Consider the following 23,811-nt stretch of genomic DNA (forward strand, 5'->3'; position numbering starts at 1 on the left):
CCAAGTCAGCGGTCGACGGGCGGCGTGCCCCAGTCGGTGGGCTCGGCGCCCAGCTGTACGGCGATCCGGCCGCCGCGCGTGATGAACGACTCCGGCAGCCAGGACTCGGCACGCTCACGACCGTTGAGGGTCAGCGACTGCACGTACTGGTTCGTGTCCGACGTCGCCGGCGCCTCCACCGTCAGCCGTACGCCGTTGCTCCGCCGGATCTCGACGCGCGGGAACAGCGGGCTGCCGACGAGCAGCTCGGCCCGGCCCGGGGTCTGCGGGAACAGGCCGATCGCGGCGAACACGTACCAGGCGGACAGCGTGCCCAGGTCGTCGTTCCCTGGGAGGCCTGACGGCCCAACGCCGTACACGGTGTCGACGATCTCGCGCGTGGTCGCCTGGGTCTTCCAGGCGACGCCGAGTCCGTTGTAGAGCCACGGCGTGTGCAGGCCCGGCTCGTTGGTCGGGTCGTAGCGGAGTGCGCTGCCACCCTTGACGGCCCAGTTGCCGTTCGCGTCGTGGAAGAACCCGTCCAGCCGCTCGACCGCCTGGCCGTTCATCACAGTGGCCAGACCGGAGACGTCCTGCGGGACCATCCAGGTGTACGTCGCACTGGAGCCCTGAGCGAACCCGACATCGGTCGACGGGGTGAAGCCGGGCTGCCAGGTGCCGTCGGCCTTGCGAGCACGTTGGTAGCCGACAGCCGGGTCGTAGGTGTTCTTCCACCAGGTGCCGCGATCCTCGAGCGCCTGGACGTCGGCCCCGAGCCGCTCACCCCACTGGGCCAGCGAGAAGTCGGCGAGCGAGTTCTCGAGCGTCTCCGCGGCGCCGCCCCAGCAGTGACAGGCGTCCTGCGGCGCGTAGTTCTTGGCCAGGTAGGTGTTCAGCGCCGGTCGTTGCCCGGTGCATTGCCCGGGGCAACCACCATCGTTCTCCGCGTCCGCGTTCTGCACGGTCGCCTGGCGCACCAGCGAGTCATAGGCGCCGCGTACGTCGAAGTTGCCGACACCCATCGCCGCGAACGTCGCCAGCGTCGGCGCGGCCGGGTCGCCGGTCATCACGTGCGTCGGCCCGTTGTTGTGCAGCCAGCGGTCCCAGATCCCCTTGTTCTGCTGGGCGAACTGGTACATCGACTGCGCGAAGTCACCGGCGATCTCCGGCTTCAGCAGGGCGAGCAGCTGGATGTGTGCGCGGTACTGGTCCCAGCCGGAGAACGTCCCGTACTGCGCTCGCTGCCCGGGCGCCAGCCGATGGATCTGGAAGTCGCTGCCGAGGTAGCGGCCGTCCACGTCGTTGAAGATGTTCGGCTGCAGCATCGCGTGGTAGAGCGCGGTGTAGAAGGTCGTCCGTTGTGCGTCGGTCCCGCCGGTGACGCGCACGTTGTCCAGCTCCCGCCGCCATTCACGGTAGCCGTCGGCGGCGACCCGATCGACCGTGGCCTGCGGCCGGACCTCGGCGCGCAGGTTCTGCTCGGCGCCGGCCAGGCTGACGTACGAGATGCCGATCCGCGTCCGCACCTTCGCGCCCGGCTTGAACGTCAGGTAGCCGCCGGAACCGCGACCGGCCCGGTCCGCGCCGGTCGCGTACCCCTCACCGCCGGTCGTGTGCGTGCTCCCCGCCGCGAGCGCGCTGTCCTTCCAGGTGCCGAAGGCAACGACTGGCTGGTCGAAGGACGCGGTGAAGTACAGCCGGTAGTACGACTTCCGGTTGTTGGTCCCGCCGTTCGCACGCCGGCCGCAGAACGCGCCGGTCAGCACCGACCCGGTCACCTTCCGGCCGGTCGGGTCGATCGAGATCTCCGCGTCCTCGCTACCGTTGAGCGAGTTCGACGTACGGAAGAGCAGGTTCGCGGCCTGGTCGGCGGGGAAGGTGAACTCGCCGACGCCGGCGCGCGTGGTGACGGCCAGGTCCGTCTTCACGCCGTTGGCGAGCGTGACCGTGTAGCGGCCGGGCTTCGCGGTCTCGTCGGCGTGGCTGAAGTTGCTGGCGTACTTCGCGTCGGTGGTGTCGGCCGTCGGCGAGGAGTCGACGGTTCCGGCGTACGGCATGATCGGCACGTCGCCGGCCGCGCCCGGGTTGCAGCCGGCGCCGTTGACGTGGGTCAGGCTGAAGCCGCGGACCCGGGTCACGTCGTACTGGTAGCCGTTCGCCGCGCCAGTGCTGGTCTGGTCGCCGCGGGTGCTGGTCGGGCTCCACGAGATCATCCCGAACGGGCGGACGGCGCCCGGCCAGGTGTTCCCGTCCCGCGCGGACCCGATCAGCGGATCGACAGCGGCAGCCGGATCCGGCACTGCTTCGGCGGGTACGGCGGGGAGCAGCAGAGCGACCGTGAGGACGCCGGCGAGCGCGCGCATGGCATGGCCTTTCCGGGGGCGGACGGACAACCCGACGCTAAACCGCTCAAGTAACCGCCGGGTGGTCTGCGCGTATTACCCGGGTAGCGAACGCACGGACGGGCGGGGGTTGCGGCGGCTGCAGCCTCAGTCGTGCAGCAGTCCGGCGTCGTGGACGAGGAGGGCGATCTGGACGCGGTTGTTCAGGTCGAGCTTGGTGAGGATGCGGGAGACGTGCGTCTTCACGGTCGGGACGCTGAGGTAGAGCGTCGAGCTGATCTCAGCGTTCGACTTGCCCTCGCCGACGGCCACGGCGATCTCACGCTCGCGGTCGTTCAGCTCCGCCAGCCGGTCGAGTGCCTTGTTCTTGCGCTGGTCGGTGCCCGACGACGCGACCCGGGTGATCAGGCGCTTGGTCACGGCCGGCGACAACACGGGCTGTCCGGCGGCGACTCGCCGTACCGATTCGACGATCTCGGCGGGCGGGGTGTCCTTGAGGACGAACCCGGCGGCGCCGGCTCGGAGGGCTCGTAGTACGTGCTCGTCGGCGTCGAAGGTGGTGAGGATGACGATCTCGGGCGCGTTCGGGCGACGTCGTACCGCTTCTGTCGCGGTCAGGCCGTCGGTGCCGGGCATCCGGATGTCCATCAGTACGACGTCGGGCGCGAGCCGGTCGATCAACCCCCGGACGCCAGTGCCGTCGCCCGCCTCGCCGACCACGCGGACGTCGGGGGCGCCGCCGAGCATCAGCTTCAGACCGGCGCGCAGCAACGGATCGTCGTCGACGATGAGAACCCGAATCGTCATGCGGGCCACGGTAACCAGGCGAACAGGCGGAACTCGCCCTCGGGGGTGCGGCCGTGCTCGATCCGGCCGTCGACGAGCGTGGCGCGCTCCGTGAGTCCCAGCAAGCCCTTGCCGTCGCCTCGTCGGCGGTTCGGGGCGGGGTTGCGCACTTCCACCTCGAGGCCGTTGCCTGGGGCACCGGTCACGCTGATCTGCACCGGTTCGCCGGGGGCGTGCTTGAGTGCGTTGGTGAGGCCTTCCTGCACGACCCGGTACGCCGTACGCCCGACGTGGTCCGGCAACGCGCCGGGAGCGTCGAGGACGAGCTCGACCGGGAGGCCGGCCTCTCGCGAGCCCTCGACGAGCACCGGGAGGTCGGCGAACGTCGGCTGCGGGAGCTCGCCGACGGGAGCCCGCAGTACGCCGATCACCTCGCGGAGGTCCTGCAGTGCCTGGTGCGCGCTGGCCCGGATGATCTCGGCGGCCCCGGCCACCTCCTCCGTGGACGCGTCGGGGCGGTAGGCGAGCGCGCCGGCATGGACGCTGAGCAGAGACAGCCGATGGCCGAGTACGTCGTGCATCTCGCGCGCGATCTCCTCGCGGGCCCGCAACTGGGCCTGCTCCGCCTGCAGCTTGGCGACGATCTCGGCCCGCTCGGCCCGGTCACGCAGCGTCTGCAGGAGCTGCCGGCGGGACCGGATGTAGAGGCCCCAGATGACGAGGGCCAGATACATCGAGCCGGCCGCGATGACGAGGGCCGCCGGGTGGTCCGGCTTGTCCCGCACCTCGATGTAGATGGCCAGACTCACCGCGTTGGCGACGAACACTCCCAGCGAGACCCGCAGCGGCCGGTGGATCGCCACAGTCAGGATCAGCAACAGGCCCGCACCACCCGCTGCGTCGGAGAAGGTGCCGACGGCCGCCCCGACCAGGGCCAGCTGAACCGGCCAGCGGCGCCGGAACCACAGGCTCAGGCAGAGTGCCATCCCGAAGTAGAAGTCGAACGCGAGCAGGTCCGGGCTGATCGGGTCCTTGCGGCCCTCCTCGTACAGCAGGAAGCCGGTGAACACCGCGACCACGAACGCGAGCGAGTCCACGATCCAGTCCCGCGTACTGCGGCGCGGACGTGCGGATCTGGACTCTGCCATGGGACGAATGTAGCGGTGCGTAAGCGCTCTGCGGCACTCTTGCAGCTGTCCGGATACCGAAGTCGGGTCATCGGCTACTTAGGTCGGACGGTAGGTTGCCGGGCATGAGTCAGCTCGCAGTCACCGTCATCGGCCCCGACCGCCCGGGCATCATCGCGGACGTCACCGAGGCCCTGGCCGGGACCGGAGTCAACCTCGAAGACTCCACGATGACGCTGCTGCGCGGCCACTTCGCGATGATGATCGTCTGCTCCGGGCCGTTCGAGGAGGTCAAGACCGCGATCGAGCCGCTGCGCGGGGAACTCGTGATCACGGTCCGCAAGGTCGGCCCCGAACACGAGCACGCACCGATCGGGCCGTCGTACATCCTGAGCGTGCACGGCGCCGACCGGCCTGGGATCGTGGCCGCGGTGACCCGGATGATCGCCTCCGCGGGCGGCACGATCACCGACCTGACCACGCGACTCAGCGGGGAGCTGTACGTGCTGACCGCGGAGGTCGAGCTGCCGCTGACCGCAGAGCTGGCGATGCTCAACCGCGCCCTGGAGATCACCGCCGAGGAGCTCGGCGTCGGAGTCACCCTGCGCCCGGCTGAGAGCGACGAGCTGTGACCATCATCGCCGCCTGGTCCCCTGCGGAACTCGATGTCGAGGGGACGGTTCTCGACGTACTGCGCGCTCCGCACCCGGTCCTCGCCACCGAAGGCGCGACCGTCGACCCACTCGACCCACTCATGATCCAGCTCGCCGCCGACCTGATCGCCACCATGCGGGTCTCCCCCGGCTGCGTCGGACTCGCGGCGCCACAGGTGGGCGTCGCGGCGCAGATGTTCTCCCTCGACGTCAGCAACCACCCGAAGACCCGGACCTGCCACGGCGTCTTCGTCCTCTGCAACGCGGTCGTCCTCGAGGCCTCACGACAGGAGAAGGGCCGCGAAGGCTGCATGTCCGTCCCCGACTTCACCGGCGACGTCAAACGCGCCACCCGGCTGACGGTCACCGGCATCCTCCCCGGTACGACGGAACAGGTCACGATCACGACCGACGCATTCGAAGCCCGCGCGCTCCAACACGAAATCGACCACTGCAACGGCAAGCTCTTCCTGGACCGAGCAGCCGGCGCCCACGCCATCTACCCGCGCAAGGTCTACAAGTAGGTCTGCCCTCGCCGCCTGCTACGCGCGCTCCTTCGCCGCGAGCTACGCCGCCAGCCCCACCCACCCATTTCACGCTCGCAACGCTCGCTAGACCTGCTCGCTCCGTCGCGGGTGCGCTCGCGACGCTCGCTCAATCGACCGCCGCGTGGTCGCCAAGCCGGCGTGATCCAACGACTGGGATGTGGAGAACCCCGCAGCCTGCGCCGTGGTTGGCGGATGACCTAGATCTCGAGCCCACGGGCCCCCGAAACCGTCTCCAGCCCCATCTACGTCATCCAGCTTGTAATGTCAGTGCTTGCCGACCGGCCCGGGTGGCGGAACGGCAGACGCAGCGAGCTTAAACCTCGCGGCCGAAAGGCATACGGGTTCGAATCCCGTCCCGGGCACACCCCACCGTGACCTGCATAGATGCCGCAACAGAAATGTAAGCCACAGCTTCAGAAGACCCGACGTGGTTGCACCAGCCGTTGCAGTTCGTCCGGTGATCACGCCCACAGCGCCTTTCCGATCTTGGCCGCCGCATCATCAGCGAGCTTGCTCGTCACATGCGTATAGCGCTTCGTCACCGCCAACGTCGAGTGACCCAGAATCTCCTGCACGACTCGGATGTCGACCCCCTGCTCCAGCCGCAAAGTCGCCGCCGTATGCCATGCGTCGTGAGGGCGAGCGTCCCGGAGGCCGGCCGCCTGGAGCATGCTCTTGAACTCGGCCCAGTCACGCCGGGGATTGATCGGGCGTCCGGTTGGTCCGGCAAAGACCAAGTCCCAATCCTCCCACTGATCACCGGCCGCGAGACGTTCCGCCGACTGTGCCGCCTTCTGAGCCTTCAGCTGTGGGATCAGCTGCTCCGGTAGTGCGCTCCATCTGGTCTTGCCGCCCTTCGGTGGCCGGAACTCCCATTCGCCACCCTGTCGCTCGGGGCAGTACCGAGCATTCTTGACGCATCCAGCCTTGCAGCTCTTCGTGTGCCGACTCTTCACACACTCTCGTGGATCAGCGCAGCCGTGCGAGACCCGTTTGCGCTTCAGTTGCCACACCTGAATGCGCCGCTTCTCCAGGTCGAGGTACTTCCAACGCATACCAAGCGCCTCGGACTGCCGATACCCCAGTGCGAACGCCACCGACCAACGTGCGCTGTGAGGTCATTGGCGAGCTTGAGGGTTGGCACCCGAGACAGCCTTCAGCCTCCGGGCCGTATGGAAGCACCGCGAGCTGCTACTCAAACCGTCCTGACTGTGATCCCCCCGCCAACAGGTCCGCGACACATCTCCGCCAACTGATGTGCGACAGGCTAGAAGTCGGCCCACGTGTCGGAGCAACGCACGGATCTGCCGAATTCAGTGCGTTTCGGGTCGGACCCGCGGCAGGTCGTGGGTGACCCTCGTGCCGGGCCTGGCGCAGACCGACCGGCGTGTGAACCTGCCGATGGGCCGGGAGAATGCGGCTATGCAGCCACTCCTTCTCATCGATGTCGACGGCCCGCTGAATCCGTTTCGCGCACCATGGTTCGGGCAGCGCGAGGCAGGACCGGGCTTCGAGTTCCACGACCTCACACCTGCCGGTGGGATTACCTACCGGGTTGCGCTGAACCAGGAGCACGGGAGGCGTCTTGCAGCTCTGTCTCGTGACGCGTTCGACCTCGTTTGGGCGACAACGTGGCTCGACGACGCGAACGCACTCATCGCGCCCCTCCTGGGCCTACCAACTGACCTTCCGGTGATCCCGCTCGATCGGCCGAACTTCCCGAGGGGCAGGCGTTCGTGGAAGGCCGAGCAGATTGCGCCTTGGGTGGGTGGGAAGCCGGCCGTTCGCATGGTTCGACGACGAGATAAACCGAGCGACTCGGTCTTGGCTGGAGTCCACGCCCAATCTGGGTGCACACCTAGCTCACAGGGTCGAACCCCACGTGGGCCTCGTCGATGCCGACTTTGCGGTCCTTCGTTCCTTCGCCGACAGCCTGTAGGCGCCCGCTCATGCCGCGGAGAGTGAAAGCTCGGAACTGCCGAGATGCGTGCGGTTCAAGGGATGCGTCTATCCGCCGCGGATGCGGACGTGATATGCACACCTCCATGCTGCCGGCCGCAGAGCTACACCTGCACCTCGAAGGCACCCTCGAACCCGAGACGATCTTTGCGATCGCGGAACGGAACAAGATCGCGCTGCCGTACTCAAACATCGACCAGCTGCGGGCACGCTATGCCTTCACCGATCTGCAGTCGTTCTTGGACCTGTGCTATACCAACGTCGACGTCCTACGGACCGCCGAAGACTTCGCCGACATGACGACGGCCTATCTGGAGCGCGCGGCTGCGGCGGGGCTGCGGCACGCTGAGGTCTTCCTCAACCCCCAGGCACACACTGCCCGGGGGGTCCCCCTGCCCGAAGTCATGGCGGGAGTCGCAAGCGCCCTCTCCGAGTCGCTACGGACTCATGGGCTGAGCACCGGGCTGATCGTGGCGTTCCTGCGGGATGAGAGCGAAGAGTCGGCGATGGCAAGCCTAGACGCAGCCCTGGCCCTGGACGCAGCGTTCATTGGCGTGGGTCTCGACTCCGCTGAGGTAGGGCACCCTCCGTCGAAATTCGCCAAGGTGTTCCAACGCGCTCGCGCCGAGGGTCTGCACCGCGTGGCCCACGCTGGTGAAGAAGGTCCACCCAGCTACATCTGGGAGGCGCTCGACGTGTTGGGCGTCGAGCGGATCGACCACGGCGTGCGCTGCCTCGAAGACGAACAGCTCGTCCGGCGACTCGTTGAGGACCAGGTGCCGCTGACCGTGTGCCCTCTGTCGAACGTGAGCCTCCGAGTAGTCGACGACATCGCCTCACACCCGTTGTCAACCATGCTGGAGCGAGGGATCAAGGTGACCGTCAATTCTGACGACCCGGCGTACTTCGGTGGCTACGTCGACGACAATCTCTACGCCCTCACCCAAGCGGGCCATCTCACACGTGCAGACCTCGTGACGCTGGCTCGCAACTCAATTGAGGCATCCTTCGCCGATCCCGGACGCAAGCAGCAACTGCTGAATGAGCTCGACGTCGCGCTCAGCGAACCGGATGGCAAGCACCGCGGGACTTCCGGCCGACCAATCTAGCCGCAGCGCGTCCCTGGGGTGGCGGCTTAGCAGACTTCGAGACTCTGCTGAGCGTCACCACACCGTCCGACCGTGAACCGAGCACCGGGGCCATCGGCGCAAACGAGGCTGTGTTGTGCGTCATGGATGACCTTGATGCACCCGACGACATGAGGTGTGAGGCAGCGGCAGGAACTGAGGACGGCTCGGGTGCGTGGAGTAAGCACTCGGCAACCTGGGCGCATCCTGACGCGCTGACCATTGAGTTGCGCGTCACCCAGGAGTGATATGCAACGCCCGCTCATGCCGCATTCCGCGCTGTCATGCCGATGAACGGATGTCGAGGGACCAGGCCGACGGGGTACGCACCGGGCTGACTGCTACTGTCCGCCACGTGGAGAGCGATGACGAGATCCTGGAAATGGTTCGCCTGGACCAGGGTCTCGCCGAACTGCTGTGGGAAGTCTGCGAGTTTGACCTCACACGCGGTGACCACGGCGAGCCTGTCCACCTGTCGTCCGGATATGCCTTGGAAGGTATAGCAGGTGACTTCAGTGGCGGCACGTTCTTCCTCTGCGGTGAACGCCGCTCGATCCGTCCGGTCTTGTATGCCAGTTCTGAAGGGCAAGCCGGCCTTATCGGCCACAGCCTTGCCGGAGCCCTGGAGGCCATGATCGGGCTACCGTCCTGGTGGGACTGCCTGAAGTTTTCAGGCGGCGGGGATCTGGTGACCATGCAGTCCGCTGCGGAGCACCTGCAGCGCGACGAGCTCAGAGACGAGCCAGAGCTTGGTGCTCGGCGAGTTCAACTCGCAACAGCACTGTCGTTGGAGCTGGCGACTGTCCCGCTGCTGCTGGCCGGCTTGCGCGATGCGGTGGCCAGCACCACACCTGACTTCGCCCTAACCGTCGAAACTGGTGAGCAGTACGAGTCGCTGTTTGGGCCGTGGCTGCCGAGCCGCAATCCCTCCTGGAGTTGAGAAACCTCAGTCACAGCCGACGGCCGAACGCCAAGATCAGGTGCGCTGATCTGCCGCGGAGAGTGAAAGCTCGGAAACTGCGATGTGCGGTCTCTGCGCTGATCCCGCTGCGATACTCCTCCGCATGGAGCGATTTGATGTGAGGGCGGACGCGCAACTCGATGACGACAACGTGATGCTCACACTGAGCGGAGACTCATGGCTCCTGAGCGTGAACGCAAGTCCGGTCGAATGGGCTACGGGCCTCCCTCGCGTTCCCGGCGCCGACCACGCCCAGCGCTCGGACGTGAACCTCGGGACGTGCGCGAGGCACCCCGTCTGGTGGAGCGTGAGCGACGGTCAACTCACCATGAGCGTGGGCCAGGACGTCGAGAGTTGCGACTTCCCTCTGCCGTGATCCTGCCGGCTGCCCTGCTGTCAGAGATTCAGGCACAACTGGACGACCTCGACAGCAACGACTGGGGTTAGCCCATTCGGCGTAACGCACTCACATACCGCATTGGGGACGTTGCTGCGTGCGGAGATTTCGCCACTGAGGGCGCCGCCGCAGACAGGTGGCCTATTTGTCGCGTTGGGTATCCCTTTTTACGATGCACGCTGTCGGCGACCGGGCCGGTCAGCTGGCAAGAGCGGTGCCTTCGGGTGCATGATGCTGCGTGCCTATCAACGCCACTGCCTACGACACTGCACTCGTCGTTGAGCCGTTCCCACCCACCGACTCTGATGGATTCCGGAGAGCGTGGACGTGGCTTGAACAGCGCCAACGGGAGGTTGGTGGCCAAATCTTGGTCTATGCACTGTGGTTCGATCACCCAGGCCTGGCCGGCTATCGCGACGACCGGCGTGTTCGTCTCGCTAGCCACAAGGACGCTCGCGGAGTGCTGGGCTGGGACGGCGGACCTGTCCTTGCTCCCAACCCGAGCCGGGAAAGCGTCGCCACGATCGCTGAGGATCCGCGGACGAGGGCCTTGTGCGTTCTGACAAGTCAACACATCTCCACACTCAAGTCCATTGATGGTTGGCGGCTCGCTGCACGACCACGCCCCCTCAGTGCAATACCACCGGTCACGGCACACCCCGATGCCATCGACGCCGTCGCTGTCGCCGGTCTGCGCGAGATTCAGGCTGTGATCGAGGCAGACCCTGACGGGCTGGCAAGGCAACGAACCCAGCGCGCCAGAATCCTCGCTCGCCTCAGGGCTGCTGGACGGTGTCCGGGCGCCAACGACGCCTACGCTTGGGCTCTGGTCAACGGTTGGTCGGCCCGAGCGGCGGAGGTCCTCCGTTCGATGGCCGGCAACGTTCACGCGACTCAGAGCCCCGATCAGCCGGGGCACTCCAACCCAGTCGACCCAGGCACCCAACAGCGCCTCGATCGTGCCGATTCCTCTGACCACTAGGCACTTGCACCAGACGTGCCAGACCTGCGAAGTCGCGACCTCGATACGTCCGCATCTGCCGCGATGCGAGTGCTCTAGGTGCTGTCGGCGTACGCCAAGCCCTGACCGCAATGACGGCAGCGGAACAGGTAGGCGGTCAGGTCGCCATCAGCGCTCAGGTGGGGCAGTACGTCTTCTCGCCATCCCTCGACGAGCAGCGAATCGACCGCTCCGGGTGTTGCCCTGATTTGCTCCCAACCAGCGCGGCCATGGAACTCAGCCGCGTCTGCGCAATGGAACATCCAGCGCTCCTGCTGCCAGCCGGCGAATCCCGGCGTCCGGCGCGCGACATCGTCCAGCACGTCCGCTGGAACGTCGCCTGGGGCGCCGTCTGTGGTCGTGAATACTGCGTCGAAGTGCTTTGAGGCGCTGCCGTCGGCGATGCACCAAGGGCACAGGAACTCGACTTCCTCGACCGCGTAGGTGGGCCCCACGTAGACGAATCCACGCGCCGCGCCACACCGTCCGCAGACTTCGGCCGATTGAGCGACCGATCCTGTGGCGACGGGATCGGGGTGGTAGCGGAACACCGGCAGGCCGACGTTCATGGCCGAAGCATTCGGGACTAGCAACCTCGGCACAAGCCCCCGGCCGCGATTCGCCCTGTCATGCCGCCGAGCGTGAAGCCCGCTCATGCCGATGAGAGCCGCCCGGCACGCAGGGGTCGGTAGGATCTCGTGCCGTTTGGAGGTGTCGTGGGAACCTTGTATGACCAGATGCTGGCTGTCGTTGACGTGCCTCTTCCTTCCCTGATCCAGCCGAAGGTCCAAGTTGGTGCCGGCGCGGTCATCGACCAGTGGCGCTTGCCCGAATCAGATCGCTCGGCACTGCGAACCTGGGGCCTACCCGAAGGGCCTTTACTCCATCCAACCCCGCAAGCCGAATCCGAGCCTGTGCTGATACCCAACATCGCCAGTGGGTCAGAACGTCGGCTTCTTTCGGCGGACCAAAGACTGTATCTCCTTGGCACCTATGGTGCCGAGTTCGATCCCAGTACCGCGATCCGAGTCGGAGCGGTTGCTGATGCGGGCCAAGTCATGGGCATACGGGCACGACCAGTAACCACAGCCGACATCGCCGAGCCGCTGCGCGCGTATCACCCGAACCTGTACCAGCCGGCCGTTTGCTACTTCAACGGCTCGGTGGCTGCCTTCGTGGAGCTCGCCTGGCGCTGGCACGCGGCGGTCGAACTGCTCCGTGCGCACCCGGGGCCACAGCACACCGCGCCCTTCGAAGAACACGAACAGCACTACGCCGACGTCGAACGATCCTGCGCGATGTTCCTGGACCGCATGACCTTGCTTGACCCCTCGCTGGGTGACAGCGACCTCAGCTCGGTGTGGGTGAAAACGATCACCGACGACACTTGAACGATCTGACAAAGCCGGTCGGATTCCCGCACATGCCGCGCTCCGGCGGAAACGTCCGGACATCAGCGTAAGGCGCTTTGTGTCAAGCGTTTCTGGTCCGGTGCCCGGTCCGTCGTCTGTCCCTGCATAGCGTGAATGGGGCTGGGCCCGTCAGCGTGTAATCGGGTTGTTCAGACGACGGGCGGGGCTGCCCATGATGTCCGGCGAGGTGACTGGTGTTCCTCAATGCCGCGTCGGGCTCGTCCCGTCCGCCTGCTTGAGTGGGCGCCTGGGCTGGTTAGGCGGCGTTGGTGTTGGCGGGTTGGTGTCGGGTGCCGTGGGTCGCGATGACCGGGTCCCAGGCGATGCCGTTGGTGATCACGGCGTGAATGTGCCGCAGGATCGCGGCCGCGATCACGGTCTGCGCCTGGGTCGGGGTCAGCTTGTTGGTCTCCCGGGTGGTCAGGTGCCGGTAGCGGGCGGCGTAGACGGTGTTGGTTTGCAGGGCGCCCCAGACCGCGCGCCAGGCGGCCAGCCGGAGTCGGGGTCTGCCTTGGCCGGTGAGCTTGGTGCGGCCGGTGAAGGTGCCGGAGAGCTTCTCTCGTGGTGCGAGGCCGGCGTGCTTGACCAGGGCGCGGGCGGTCGAGAACCGGCGGGGGTCGCCGGTCTCGGCCAGGATCGCTGCGGCGCCGATGGCCGAGATCCCAGAGATCGAGGTGACCAGCGCGGTCAGCTCGAGTTCGTCGAGGACGGGAATCATCCGGGCTTGTGTGTCGGCGAGCTTGCGCTGGTTGTCGGCCCAGTCCGCCAGCAGTAACTGGACCCGTTCGAGTCCACCGCGGCGGTGGGCGATCACACCGGTCAGGTCATTGAGCGCGGCGAAGAGCTTGCGGACGATGCGCAGGCAGGGCTTGTGCCCGCCCCGGTGGGTGATCTCGCGGCGCACGGCGGTCTCGAACCGAGCCAGGCCGAGGCGCCGGGTCCGGGACAAGTCGGCGTTGTCGCGGTCCACGACGACCCACATCGCGGCCGCCCAGGTGCGGGACCGGAACGGGTAATTGGCCGTCTCCAACGCGGCGGGTCAGACGCACTCGAGCAGGTCTCGCATCTGCTGGACCTGCGCGACCGCCTCGCCCGATCAGCCGTTCCCGGCGGGTTCCCAGATGCCGCAGCCGGCCCCAGGTCTCCTCGACCGGTTCGGGCACGTAGCAGCGCAACTGGGCGGTGAGCCGGGCGATCAAGATCGCGTCCTTGTCGTCGGTCTTGTCGAAGGTCAGGTCCTCGCTCCTGCGCGCCCAGGAGGTCTGGATCGGCTGCACGCACACGAACGGCATCGACCGGTCCGCGGCCAGTTGCCCAAGCACCCGCCAACGATGCCCGGTCGGCTCGCACGACACCGTGACCCCGGCGAACCCCCTCGCCCTGGCGCGCTCGGCAGCCCAATCCAACGCCGTCGAGAGATCCCACGCCCGACAACGGAACGTCCGTCGTGCCAACACCTTGGAGTCGTGGTCGGTGACCACCACCACCTGCTTGTTGTCGGCCAGGTCGATCCCGACGATCGCATTGCTCAACGGCACCAGCACACGCAACCGAGCAAGCCGCGCGTTACGGTTCCGGTCACCTCGAGACACACCACTACCATCGGACATGAACGTCCTCCTCCTGCGATGGGACACCAAGCCCTACAAGCGCATCAGGAGGACGTTCCTACGCCCGGACCGACACGCAGAACGTCTCTCTATGCCGCGGGGATGAAGCGCGACCATGCCGAGTTCAGGAAGTTCCGCAGGGGAACCGATCGTCCTCATCCTGCGGTAGAAGCCGGGTCAGTTCGCCGCCCGTCCGACCCGACCCGTGCTGTGGTTCAGCAGCTCTAGGTCGACCATGACCATCGCGACCCTGTCAGAGGCATCGCGCCCGATTCGGATCGGATAAAACCCATCGCCCATGCCGCAACTGACGAAAACAGCGGCAGTGCCACCGGAGGCGTCGGGAATGGCCGCGAACCCGGCATCGCTGGCCTCACGTATGGCGGCGTCGACCCGATCCTCATCGCCGCTGAGCAGTGCGAGCGACTCTCGCTTCGAAGCGTCGTAGAAGCAGGCCGTGCCCGCGTCGACACCGACTCCAAGGACCTTGCCGTCTGATCCCTCGTCGACCCAGTTCCATCCGGCGACTGGGTTGTCGCTGATCTTGAGTGTGGCCGCCGTCACGAGACGGCGAGGGAGGTCAGTCCGCCCCGTAGATGGCAATGCAACCACGGACAGCAACATGGGATATGTACCCGGAGGCACCTTCGCCACCACAGGCCAAGCTTCGTCGAAACTGCCAAAGTAGGCGGGATCAACAGCGACGACCCGCCCTGTGGCAAGGTTCAGATGACAAACCTCGACAACCTCCAGCGTGGACACGTCGCCCTCGCGCCATCGATGCTGCGCGCCCTGTTCCAAAAGGGCCTCGGCAGCCAGCCAGTCCTCAAAACCCATTCATCCGACCTCTCCTGAGACGCCACAAGCTACCAGGACGAGTGCTGGTGCGGGCGATGCATGGAATGCACTCATCTGCCGCCGAGAGGGAAGCACGCTCATGCCGATTTGAGGACGTCGCCGAGGCTGTCGTCGCCAATGCGTGGAACCATGCCCACATGGTGACTCGGAAGTATGACCTCGTCGCGCGCATGCGCGAGCTGGGCGCGGAAGATCCCGAAGGTTGGGCAGAGTCCGAACTACGAGAAGACATCCCACAGGAGGCGCGCTGGCTGGTCCTGCGCGGAATCTGGCGGGACATTGACGGTTGGACAGTTGACACCGTCGCTGCAGTACCAGCCGCTCAACGTGCTGTCGCGGCTGGTGCAGACCCCGTGGATGTTGCCCAAGCCATGAGATTGGCCGCGTATGAAGCCGCCTTTAGCGTGCTTTCACGCGTCGACGAGGGTTACGACCCCGATGCTCCCACGGACGCTCCCGGATGGTCGTTGGCCGAAATCCGGTTCGACGACAGCGCCGAGGGTATGCCAAGCGGACGAGTTGTCGATGGGCTACACGAAAGCATCCTGACCGCAGATCCATCCGGCCGAGAAGGCGCTGATCTCTGGCAGTGACCGCTGCAACTCGGCCAGCGCACCAGAAGGGTGCAAGACGCGCTCTCATGCCGCGATCCGTGCCATGGCCGGTCAACGCACCCGTCCCCCGTCTGGGAGGATGACCGACGTGGCCGAGCGTTTCTGGTTCCCGAGCACGAGCGGGCCCAAGCTGGCTGGTCTGGTCGACCATCCAGCAGCCCCGGTCCGTGGCTGGGGCGTGTTCTCGCACGGCTTCACCCTTGGCAAGGAGAGCCCCGCCGCTAGCCGGATCTGCAAGCAGTTGGCCAGCGAGGGCATCGGGATGCTCCGCTTCGACAATCTCGGGCTCGGCGATTCCGAGGGCGACTGGGGCGACGGGTCCTTTTCCAACAAGGTCGCCGACACCGCCCAGGCGGTGCGATTCATGAATGAGTCGGGTCGCGAGGTGCGGCTGGTCGTGGGGCACTCCTTCGGCGGCGCGGCAGTCATCGCCGCGGCCCACCACGTCGACTCGGTGCGCGCGGTGGTGAGCATAGGCGCGCCCTACCAACCTGGCCACGTCGAGCACAACTACGACGCCCTCGTGGAACGGATCCTCGCCGACGGTGAGGCGCCGTTCCTGATCGGCGGCAAGGCGCTCACCCTGCGCCGGCACTTCATCGAGGACGTGCGCGCGGCGGACCTGCGCGAGCAGATCCGCACGCTGCACCGAGCGCTGCTGGTGATGCATTCACCGACCGACAACACCGTCGGCATCGCGAATGCGAGCGAGATCTTCCGGGCGGCCCGGCACCCGCGCAGCTTCGTGTCGCTGGAGGGCGCCGATCACCTGCTGACCGGCCGCAACCAGGCGAAGCGCGCGGCCCGCATTATCAGCGCCTGGGCCGACCCCTACCTGGCCGACCAGTGACAGTCAGCCGCGCTGCCTCTCACGACCCAGCCCGTCGGAGTAGTCAGTCCCGCCGACGTGTGCTCAGCCGAGTACCCGGATAGCGACGTGTTACAGCCCATTGAGCCAAGGGCCACATGGTTTCCACGACGCCATCGACTCAGGCAGCGCCTGCCAAGACATCCTCATTTGCCGCCGAGAGTGAAGCCAACCATGCCGACCCAGGCGGGCGGCTAGGCTGCGTCCGTGACGGCCGCACCGGATGCCAGCGTTGGACTCAGGGCTGCGGAACGCCTGGCTAGGTTGGGAACAACCGAGATCCAGCCGGGCCTCAGCGAGACGGAGCTCGCTCGGGTCGAGCAACGATTCGGGTTCGAGTTCGCCGACGACCATCGAGCCTTCCTCACCGCCGGCCTGCCCGCCTGGACGACAGGCCACGACAACGACCCGGATAAGGCGAGCTGGGCTGGCCTGACTGGCGGACCCCCGACTCGGACACGCTACGCCAGCAAGTGAATTGGCCGACCGAATGCATCATGCGCCACATCACCGGCGGCGGATGGCACTCCGACTGGGGCAAGCGTCCGTACACCCTTGAGTCAGCGGTATCCAAGGCGCAACGACGGCTGGCCGACGTACCGCGGCTCATCCCCGTGTACGCCCACCGCTACCTTCCCGCAGGTCGAGGCACAGCCGGACAGCCCGTCGTGTCCGTGCATCACCTGACCGACATGATGGTCTACGGACTGGACCTCGAAGACTACGTGGCCCACGAGTTCCAGGAACCGCAGACGCCAGTTCCGTTCTGGCGGGACTACCTCTAGGGATCGGCGCCCCGCCCAGGTTCTGCCGTCCACAAACGCACGGATCTAGCCGCGATCCGTGCTTTCGGCTGTCGCAGATCACCTGGCGGACGAGTGTCGCGCATCACCTGACGGAGGACACCTAACCGTCCTTGCTGCAGCACGGTTTCTGGCGCCTGACAAGTTTCTCTACGTCTTCAAGACGGGCCCCTCCAGGGCCCGAAAGCGCGCCGCCACCACAGGGCGGGACGCCTGCCCGCCACTCCGCTAGCGCTTCGTTCTGGGCGCGTCCCTTGGCTTGGCGCGCACGTGCCAACAGGGTGCCGAGTCGAAGACAGCACAACTCGCCATCAACAATCGACACCCTGTCGGTGCACCGCTCGCTGAAAAGGCCGGCCACCCGCCGTCCCCGTTGTTGCGGCATGCTCCCGTCTGCTGGTGGGCTCCCACATCGCCCCGTTAGCAATCATGGAAGGGACGGTCCGGCCCGGCACGCGTCAAGACATCCCACGGGTGTGGCTGGCAAGGCATGGTCTCTGCCAATTGCGGTCGCCCGTTTTGGCAGGCCGTTTCGATCTGAGCGGGATTGCGGGGTGGCTACTCTGCGGTGGGAGACCCTCCGCTTGGTCCGGTGTGCTTGTTGAAGGCGGTGTGTTTGCCCATCACATCGAGGTGGATTTCCTCGCCGACGAGTCGGTAGGACCACGGTGGTTCAACGAAGGTGGTCCACAACTTCGCGCCGCTGGTGCTCCACGCTGCGAGCTCGAGTTCTGCCGACATGAGGACGACGTTGCCGTACTGGCGCCAGGCCCAAAAGCCCAGGTCGGCTTCGTCAACGAAGATAGGACGCCACTCGCCCGCGGAGTCGCGACGGTAGCCCAGGAGCCTGGAGCCGGCACCGATGAACAGCGCAGTTGTGTCCGGTACGAATAGCACGCCCGGGGTGAAGCCAGTTCCGGCGGGGCCGAAGTGTTGAGTGACCACGAGCTCTGGCCAGTCGCCGGTTCCGATGGCCACGTAGCAATAGCCAACCGACAACCGGTTATCGGTTGCAGGGAAGTCGTCGACGAGGCGGGCATGGGCGAGGTAGTGGGCCAGCAGGTCTGGTGGCTGCGTGCCGACGACGATGCTGTAATCGCCTACCGTCAGCGTGACTGCGTCGACCGGGTTATCGCTCACCGGCCTGATTATTGCTGCCGCAACGTCGTCAGTGGGTCGCCACCTTCCGGCGCCGGTGATGGTGCGGGTCTTCGCGGCCGCGTCAAGGGCGCTTCGCGACGCTGCGCGTCTGCCTGGCGGCAGCCCTTGACCCCGCCGCTGCGCCCCGTGGTTCGGCGGCTGTCCGGGCGGTGGCTCAGGCCGCGGTCGGTGAAGTGTCCTGGCCGGTGGTGGGCCAGGCGATGTCTTCTCGATAGCGCTTGCGGTGTTGGAGGCAGTGGTGGAGTTGCCCGACGAGCTTGCTGCCGAGGCGACGCAGCGCGGCTTCGTGGGTGTCGCCGGCGGCGCGGCGGCGCCGGTAGTAGGCCATCGCCCCGTCGGAGTGCTGCATAGCGTTGAACGCCCACCATCGGCAGGCGTCGGCCAGCCGTTGATTGCGGGCCCGGCGCAGCAGCACGACGCGGGACTTGCCCGAGGCGCGGGTGACCGGGGCGGTTCCGGCGTAGCGGCGCCGGCTGGCAGCATCGAGGAAGCGGTCCAGGTCGTCTCCGAACTCGCCCAGCACCCGGCCCCCGAGGACCACACCGAGCCCGGGCAGACTTCGCAGGATCTCGGCGTCCGGGTGGTTGTCAAACCGCGCCGCCAACGCGGCCTGGAGTTCAACGATGGCGGCGTCGGTGCCCATCAGTGTGGTGACGATCGATCGCACCGCGACACCCATCGCGTCCTCCACTGCCGCCGGCTGGTGCAGTTGTGGGGCGGCGAACGTCTGCTGCAGCCGCTCGATCTCGCTGCGGCGCAGACAGATTCGTCCCGCCGCTGTCAGCAGGTCCCGGTTCCGGTCGCGGCGGAGCGCCCGGGCCTGGCGCGGGGTCGGTGCGGCCGCCAGGATCAGCAACGCCGTCTTGGTGGCCAGGTTCGGGAACGCGTTCAGCGCCGCCGGGAAGAATTCGCGCAACACCGACCGCAACCGGCCGACATCGCGGAGCCGGGTGCGGACCGCGTCCTGATGCGCGCGGGCCAGTACCGCGATCGCCTCCACCGCGGCCGTATCGCAGGCCAGCTCCCGATGCCGCGACGCATCGGTGCGCAACAGATTCGCCAGCACCAGCGCATCCGCCGCATCCGACTTCGCACCCGAGACCGCGTAGCGGTCGCGGTACCGGTCCACCGCCTTCGGGTTGATCGCGAACACCCGATAACCCGCGCCCCGCAACGCCGCCACCAACAATCCACGGTCGGTCTCGAGAGCGATGCTGACCTCCGCCGGCTGTCCCATATCGCCACATATCAGCTCGGTAAGTCGTGTGAATCCGGCGATGTCGTCGGTGATGCGACGTTTGACCAGCACCCCGCCGCCTGCATCGACAATCGCCACATCGTGGTGGTGCTCGGCCCAGTCGATCCCACAGAAGATCACCATCCGCCATCCCTCCCTACTCTCCACCCTCGTATGGCTGAGCCGCGGAGCCCACGCGGCGCCCTAATGGACAGCGCTCAGGCGCGACACCCCACCAGCCGTCTGCGGTCTCCAGCGACCGGCGGGGCCACCGTCTTGACGAAGAAATCAAAGGGTTTCTGAGCGCTTGAGTGGTCATCCCGCCGGCGGCTCAAGCCACAGTCTGCGCCCGCCACCGGCGGGGGCCACGCTTCTTAACGAAGAGATCCAAGTCTCCGGGCGCCAAAGTGATCACCCACACCGGCGGCGCGAGCCGCGCCTACACAGACCCATTAGAGCGCTCCGCGTCCCTCCGGGATCTTCGACACTTGACCCGCACCGCACCGAAACGGCAGCTATCGGGGCGATGCGGGAGGAACTGCCCGCGCGCCTTGACACGTAACCGTCAACGATGTGCGAGCCGCAAGGAATCGATCACTCGTTGGGCTGTCGCTAGGTCCTTGCCAAAGAAGTAAATCGTGGTCGTTGTCGTGTTTTCGACTAGCTTCCAGGTGTAGCTCGCTCCACGGGTCTGCCAATGAAAGCCCGGGTCGCCCATCGGCTCGACGAACCCCGAGAGACCATCCCGGTTCAAGGTCTGCAGGACCAGAGGTTTCGGCGGTGGCGCCACTCGGTCTTCACCGCCAAGGAACCAAATGACCACCGGTGCAGGCTTGACTGGCCCGTCGGTATTCGGCTTCCCGCACGAGTGGCCCGCGGTGAGGACGTATGACCGACCGTCCTTCAGGCACACCGAGGGATTGACGAGGGTTCCTGGAGGCAGGCTCATCCTGAGGCCGCTGTCTTCAAGCACTTTCCATCCAACTTGATCTGGAGTAGCGGTTGGACTCGCACTTGGGCTGGCAGCCGGGATGTCTCCGCGGTCCTCGCGATCCACCAGAACGACGATGAGGGACAGCACGAGGACACAGACGGCCGCGATCCCTGCTGTGGCGGTACGGTGCCGGGCGGTACGGGCACGATGCGCTCGGGCAAGGAGGTCCGCCGCGTCGGGAGGAGCGGGAGCGCCGTCCTGGGCAGCGGATGTGATGGATTCACGCACGCGACTTTCCAGGTCCGTCATCGACGGCTCCCTCCACTATCCTGGCCAATCCTGCGGCGGAGCTCGTTGAGAGCTCGGCCCGCGATGACCTTGACCGATCCCACTCGGTAATCCAGCAAGTCCGCGATCTCCCGATCCGACAGGTCCTCGTAGTACCGCAGGACAAGAACCGCACGCTGACGCGGTGGCATCTGGCAGATCAGCGACCACAGGTCCGTCGAGGTGTCTTCCGGCAACAGATCCACAACCGGCGCGTCAGGAACGGCTGGCACCGGAGACTCCCGCGACGAGGCGCGTCTCCGCCAGGTCAGGAACTCGTTGACCAACACTCTGCGGACGTACGCGTTCACCGAACCGGCTGCGCTGACGCGGTCCCACCGGCGGTAGGCCTTCAGCACGGTGTCCTGGACAAGGTCCAGCGCGAGGTGCTCGTCGCCCCCTGACAACACGAAGGCCAGCCTGGTCAGGCTCGCGCCGCGCGCCTCCACGAAACGCACGAAGTCTTCGTCACGGCCTTCGTCCATGTCCACCTCCTACCCCATAGACGTCGACGAGACCATCGGAGGTAACAGACGCCTCCAGGGGAGGGCTGAGACCACATCTCTGGCCACCCCCCTTTGGATACGAAACGCCGCCGAATGACGGCAAGTGGTGGCAACTACCCTGCGTGAGAGTTCCCAGGTCAGACGGCGGTATCGGCGACCGACGCACATCGACCGCAGGTGTCGAGTCCCAATCCGCGGGTAGGGGGTTCGAGTCGCCGGCGGAGCACTAGCCCTCCTGGTCGCAGGCGTCGGTGACGAACACACTCGATGCGGCGCGTCACTACGTCCGAGGACCTTGGAAGTGAAAGTCACCCGCAAGCCAACGGACGAAGTATCGTGACCGATCGACATAGGTGCGAACGGAGTTGTCAGCCAACCCCGCAGCGCGGGCGGCCCGTTCAAACCGCTCCAGTTCCTCGTGCAACTCTGCGATCGTCCAAGTTTGGTCCATCCGTCGATGGTCACCCAGGCCCCGCCCAGGTTGGAGGGGTAGTGGGAGGATTTTGGGAGCGAACCACCGGTAACAACGATCCTCAAGTGGGTCCAACCCGCAAGAACCAGGACGGCGAACCCCTTGTAGATAAGGGAATAGGCGTCGCGCTGTGTGAGCCGCCAAGGTGACCCCGCCCATGGCTTGGAAGAGATCAGGCGGTCCAGCGCGCTGGGGCGGAGGACTGCCATGACGGTTGACGCGTACGCGTCAACCGCGGCCTGGTGAGTCACCTCGCGGAGGTGAATGTCACTTCAACGGCAACGCGTTTCGACTGACCACCTACCAGTCCGAAGCCCAGTTCACTGCAGGAAGGCTCCCTGTCACCCTCCTGCCCCGTCCGGCCTGACCTTCCGCATGGTTGCACTTGTGGTTGCAGTTCGGCGCTGTTCATCCCAGTTCGGACAGCCATACGACGATCCCCACCGTGAGCGCGAGACGGACCCCAGTAGACCTGCCGGAATCGCGGCTGGTCGAACTTCAACCTCGCGGCCGAAAGGCATACGGGTTCGAATCCCGTCCCGGGCACCTCACCCACTGTCAGAATTGCCCTCGTGAGCAAGCGATGGGACGAGACCTGGCATCGACTCCGCGAGTGGACCTCGGGGCAAGTCCAAGCTGAGCGCCTCGCGGTCCAGATTTTGCTGGCCGAACGTTTCATGGAGGTCGACCCGAGCCATCCGCTCGGGGGACGAGACGGCGGTAAGGACGTTGTCTGCGTGCGCGACGGCGTCCGCTTCATCGGGGGGTTCTACTTTCCCCGGGGGGAGCAGTCATTCGTCGACATCAAGTCGAAGTTCACCTCTGACCTCATGGCTGCTCGAGAGCGCAATGACGCTGAGGCGTTCGTGTTCGTCACGAACCAAGAGTTGCGGCTCGCGGAGCGAGAGATCCTCAAGGCCGCGTGGCCGGACCGCGTGACTCTGTATCACCTCGAACGCGTGACCGGTCTTCTGGACCAGCCAGCGCTCGTCGGCATCCGTGCCCAGTTCCTGAACATCGACGACGAGGCGAGTGGCCGCGGCGGCGACGGTGGAAGCGGCACCATCTCCGGAAACCGTGGAACGGTCATCGGAGGCAATGCGGGACGCGGCGGTACCGGCGGTAGTGGTGGCCATGGCGGCAGCGGCACCGTCGTTGGTGACGACGCACTAGTCATCGGTGGCGATGGAGGCGACGCGGGCGGTGGCCGTGGTGACGGCCGCGGCGGCCGCGGAGCCAGGGGGCCGACCGAGCGATACGGGTTCGACACCTCGGTGTGGGGATTCGGCCGCGGAGGACGCGGCCCAGACACACCCGAGTACACCCGCAGAGTAGGGGTCTTGACCCAGATCCGACAGGAGTACCTGGACAGGTTCGCCGAGGACGCGCCGTACAGTCTGGCCGGCATCGGAGCGGTCCCGATCGCATGGGTGAACCAGCGCCTTGACGAGCTCGACGAAGGCTGGCACGTCCTCTGGGGCGACGAAGGATATGTGCTTCCCCAGCTACCACGATGAGCGGGATTGGGTGGCGATCCGTGCAGGCTCATTGTCGCAGATCACGTGGCGGACAAATGTCGCGCACCCTACGCAGGACAGACGGGATCGTCGCTGTGATCCGCCAACAGATCCGCGACACATGTCCGCGAACTGATTCGCGACAGGCTAGAAGCCTGGCCACCACCAGGACGCCGGCCAACGCACGGACTGCCGAGGTGAGGATGTCCCGAATAGCGATGCTCGTGCGTCGTCAAAGTGGCGATACGTGCCTACGCCGAGGGGGATTCGCCGACTAACGCGATGCTGACAGTGTCCTCCGGGGAGAGTGTCGCCAGGTTTGGCGGCTCGCCTCCGCTCCGCGCCACGAGAGCCTCAACTGCTTCCTTGAATCCCTCGAGCCCATCGGTGATCGACAGGAAATCGCCACTGACATGGTCGACCTCCACCGTGATGAGGCGCTTGGCGTCCGGCGGCAGCAGCAACACGGAGATGCCCGCCCCCGTCACCTCCGACCAGGGGTAGCCAAACCTCCTACCGGAATCGGTCAGCCAGATTCCGTTCTCGTCAACATTCACTCGGTCGGTCACCTGTGCACCCTAACGATGCGCCATGGTGATGGCCTCCGTCGCCC

At 66.3% G+C, this 23,811-nt stretch carries 21 protein-coding genes, 1 tRNA gene and 1 pseudogene; 10 read left to right on the forward strand and 13 right to left on the reverse strand.

The window, feature by feature from the left end:
• Window positions 1–5: 5 nt before the first annotated feature.
• The 3 genes from ACIBGM_RS21995 to ACIBGM_RS22005 form a co-directional block, all read right to left on the reverse strand.
• Complete coding sequence (locus ACIBGM_RS21995; protein WP_396386595.1) at window positions 6–2,342, reverse strand: GH92 family glycosyl hydrolase; 2,337 nt, start codon at window positions 2,340–2,342, stop codon at window positions 6–8.
• Window positions 2,343–2,468: 126 nt separating this feature from the next.
• Window positions 2,469–3,128, reverse strand: a complete 660-nt coding sequence (locus ACIBGM_RS22000) for a response regulator (RefSeq protein ID WP_396386596.1) — start codon at window positions 3,126–3,128, stop codon at window positions 2,469–2,471.
• Window positions 3,125–4,255 (reverse strand): sensor histidine kinase, encoded by a 1,131-nt coding sequence (locus ACIBGM_RS22005; protein ID WP_396386597.1) that lies wholly within the window; start codon window positions 4,253–4,255, stop codon window positions 3,125–3,127. Before ACIBGM_RS22005 ends, ACIBGM_RS22000 begins: the two co-directional genes overlap by 4 nt.
• A 104-nt stretch (window positions 4,256–4,359) precedes the next feature.
• Here ACIBGM_RS22005 and ACIBGM_RS22010 point away from each other — a divergent pair, with 104 nt between their 5' ends.
• The 3 genes from ACIBGM_RS22010 (at window position 4,360) to ACIBGM_RS22020 (ending at window position 5,797) form a co-directional block, all read left to right on the forward strand.
• Window positions 4,360–4,866 carry a glycine cleavage system protein R gene (locus tag ACIBGM_RS22010; RefSeq protein WP_396386598.1) on the forward strand — a complete coding sequence of 169 codons (507 nt, stop codon included), beginning with the start codon at window positions 4,360–4,362 and terminating at the stop codon, window positions 4,864–4,866.
• Window positions 4,863–5,411, forward strand: a complete 549-nt coding sequence (locus ACIBGM_RS22015) for a peptide deformylase (protein ID WP_360538502.1) — start codon at window positions 4,863–4,865, stop codon at window positions 5,409–5,411. The genes ACIBGM_RS22010 and ACIBGM_RS22015 overlap by 4 nt, the downstream gene beginning before the upstream one ends.
• Before the next feature lie 305 nt (window positions 5,412–5,716).
• Window positions 5,717–5,797, forward strand: a tRNA-Leu gene (locus ACIBGM_RS22020).
• 99 nt (window positions 5,798–5,896) lie between these two features.
• Here the strand turns inward: ACIBGM_RS22020 and ACIBGM_RS22025 are convergent.
• Window positions 5,897–6,532, reverse strand: a complete 636-nt coding sequence (locus tag ACIBGM_RS22025) for a tyrosine-type recombinase/integrase (protein ID WP_396386599.1) — start codon at window positions 6,530–6,532, stop codon at window positions 5,897–5,899.
• 936 nt (window positions 6,533–7,468) lie between these two features.
• On the opposite strand from ACIBGM_RS22025, the gene ACIBGM_RS22030 reads away from it, so the two are divergent.
• Both ACIBGM_RS22030 and ACIBGM_RS22035 read left to right on the forward strand, forming a co-directional pair.
• A complete protein-coding gene (locus tag ACIBGM_RS22030; RefSeq protein ID WP_396386600.1) occupies window positions 7,469–8,503 on the forward strand; it encodes an adenosine deaminase in 1,035 nt (344 codons plus the stop codon).
• Window positions 8,504–8,876: 373 nt separating this feature from the next.
• The gene (locus tag ACIBGM_RS22035; protein ID WP_396386601.1) at window positions 8,877–9,461 is read left to right on the forward strand and encodes a hypothetical protein; all 585 of its coding nucleotides are present in this window, start codon (window positions 8,877–8,879) and stop codon (window positions 9,459–9,461) included.
• 1,474 nt (window positions 9,462–10,935) lie between these two features.
• On the opposite strand, the gene ACIBGM_RS22040 is transcribed toward ACIBGM_RS22035, so the two are convergent.
• Window positions 10,936–11,448, reverse strand: a complete 513-nt coding sequence (locus tag ACIBGM_RS22040) for a CbrC family protein (RefSeq protein ID WP_396386602.1) — start codon at window positions 11,446–11,448, stop codon at window positions 10,936–10,938.
• A 147-nt stretch (window positions 11,449–11,595) separates the two neighbouring features.
• Here ACIBGM_RS22040 and ACIBGM_RS22045 point away from each other — a divergent pair, with 147 nt between their 5' ends.
• Window positions 11,596–12,270 (forward strand): SUKH-4 family immunity protein, encoded by a 675-nt coding sequence (locus ACIBGM_RS22045; protein ID WP_396386603.1) that lies wholly within the window; start codon window positions 11,596–11,598, stop codon window positions 12,268–12,270.
• A gap of 277 nt (window positions 12,271–12,547) precedes the next feature.
• Here the strand turns inward: ACIBGM_RS22045 and ACIBGM_RS22050 are convergent, their stop codons facing one another.
• The 3 genes and pseudogenes from ACIBGM_RS22050 to ACIBGM_RS22060 all read right to left on the reverse strand — a co-directional run bounded on the left by ACIBGM_RS22050 (window position 12,548) and on the right by ACIBGM_RS22060 (window position 14,738).
• Complete coding sequence (locus ACIBGM_RS22050; RefSeq protein WP_396386604.1) at window positions 12,548–13,321, reverse strand: transposase; 774 nt, start codon at window positions 13,319–13,321, stop codon at window positions 12,548–12,550.
• 73 nt (window positions 13,322–13,394) lie between these two features.
• A pseudogene (locus ACIBGM_RS22055) lies at window positions 13,395–13,901 on the reverse strand (transposase); the annotation flags it as partial.
• 177 nt (window positions 13,902–14,078) lie between these two features.
• A complete protein-coding gene (locus tag ACIBGM_RS22060; protein ID WP_396386605.1) occupies window positions 14,079–14,738 on the reverse strand; it encodes a DUF4241 domain-containing protein in 660 nt (219 codons plus the stop codon).
• A gap of 158 nt (window positions 14,739–14,896) precedes the next feature.
• On the opposite strand from ACIBGM_RS22060, the gene ACIBGM_RS22065 reads away from it, so the two are divergent.
• The 3 genes from ACIBGM_RS22065 to ACIBGM_RS22075 all read left to right on the forward strand — a co-directional run bounded on the left by ACIBGM_RS22065 (window position 14,897) and on the right by ACIBGM_RS22075 (window position 17,026).
• Window positions 14,897–15,352 (forward strand): hypothetical protein, encoded by a 456-nt coding sequence (locus ACIBGM_RS22065; protein WP_360538806.1) that lies wholly within the window; start codon window positions 14,897–14,899, stop codon window positions 15,350–15,352.
• A gap of 100 nt (window positions 15,353–15,452) precedes the next feature.
• Window positions 15,453–16,223, forward strand: coding sequence for an alpha/beta hydrolase family protein (locus ACIBGM_RS22070; RefSeq protein WP_396386606.1), 771 nt, complete (start codon window positions 15,453–15,455; stop codon window positions 16,221–16,223).
• A 515-nt stretch (window positions 16,224–16,738) separates the two neighbouring features.
• Window positions 16,739–17,026 (forward strand): hypothetical protein, encoded by a 288-nt coding sequence (locus ACIBGM_RS22075; RefSeq protein ID WP_396386607.1) that lies wholly within the window; start codon window positions 16,739–16,741, stop codon window positions 17,024–17,026.
• A 576-nt stretch (window positions 17,027–17,602) separates the two neighbouring features.
• Here the strand turns inward: ACIBGM_RS22075 and ACIBGM_RS22080 are convergent.
• From ACIBGM_RS22080 to ACIBGM_RS22095, 4 genes are all read right to left on the reverse strand, one after another.
• Complete coding sequence (locus ACIBGM_RS22080; RefSeq protein ID WP_396386608.1) at window positions 17,603–18,184, reverse strand: hypothetical protein; 582 nt, start codon at window positions 18,182–18,184, stop codon at window positions 17,603–17,605.
• A gap of 175 nt (window positions 18,185–18,359) precedes the next feature.
• Window positions 18,360–19,583: an IS110 family transposase gene (locus ACIBGM_RS22085; RefSeq protein WP_396386809.1), complete on the reverse strand. Its 1,224-nt coding sequence runs from the start codon at window positions 19,581–19,583 to the stop codon at window positions 18,360–18,362.
• A gap of 424 nt (window positions 19,584–20,007) precedes the next feature.
• Window positions 20,008–20,685: a hypothetical protein gene (locus ACIBGM_RS22090; RefSeq protein WP_396386609.1), complete on the reverse strand. Its 678-nt coding sequence runs from the start codon at window positions 20,683–20,685 to the stop codon at window positions 20,008–20,010.
• Window positions 20,682–21,188: a SigE family RNA polymerase sigma factor gene (locus tag ACIBGM_RS22095; protein WP_396386610.1), complete on the reverse strand. Its 507-nt coding sequence runs from the start codon at window positions 21,186–21,188 to the stop codon at window positions 20,682–20,684. Before ACIBGM_RS22095 ends, ACIBGM_RS22090 begins: the two co-directional genes overlap by 4 nt.
• Before the next feature lie 1,065 nt (window positions 21,189–22,253).
• Here ACIBGM_RS22095 and ACIBGM_RS22100 point away from each other — a divergent pair.
• Window positions 22,254–23,198, forward strand: coding sequence for a hypothetical protein (locus tag ACIBGM_RS22100; protein ID WP_396386611.1), 945 nt, complete (start codon window positions 22,254–22,256; stop codon window positions 23,196–23,198).
• A 251-nt stretch (window positions 23,199–23,449) separates the two neighbouring features.
• Here the strand turns inward: ACIBGM_RS22100 and ACIBGM_RS22105 are convergent, their stop codons facing one another.
• Window positions 23,450–23,767, reverse strand: a complete 318-nt coding sequence (locus ACIBGM_RS22105; RefSeq protein ID WP_396386612.1) for a hypothetical protein — start codon at window positions 23,765–23,767, stop codon at window positions 23,450–23,452.
• Between the last annotated feature and the right edge of the window lie 44 nt (window positions 23,768–23,811).

Source organism: Kribbella sp. NPDC050470, from assembly GCF_044458365.1.
GTDB lineage: Bacteria > Actinomycetota > Actinomycetes > Propionibacteriales > Kribbellaceae > Kribbella.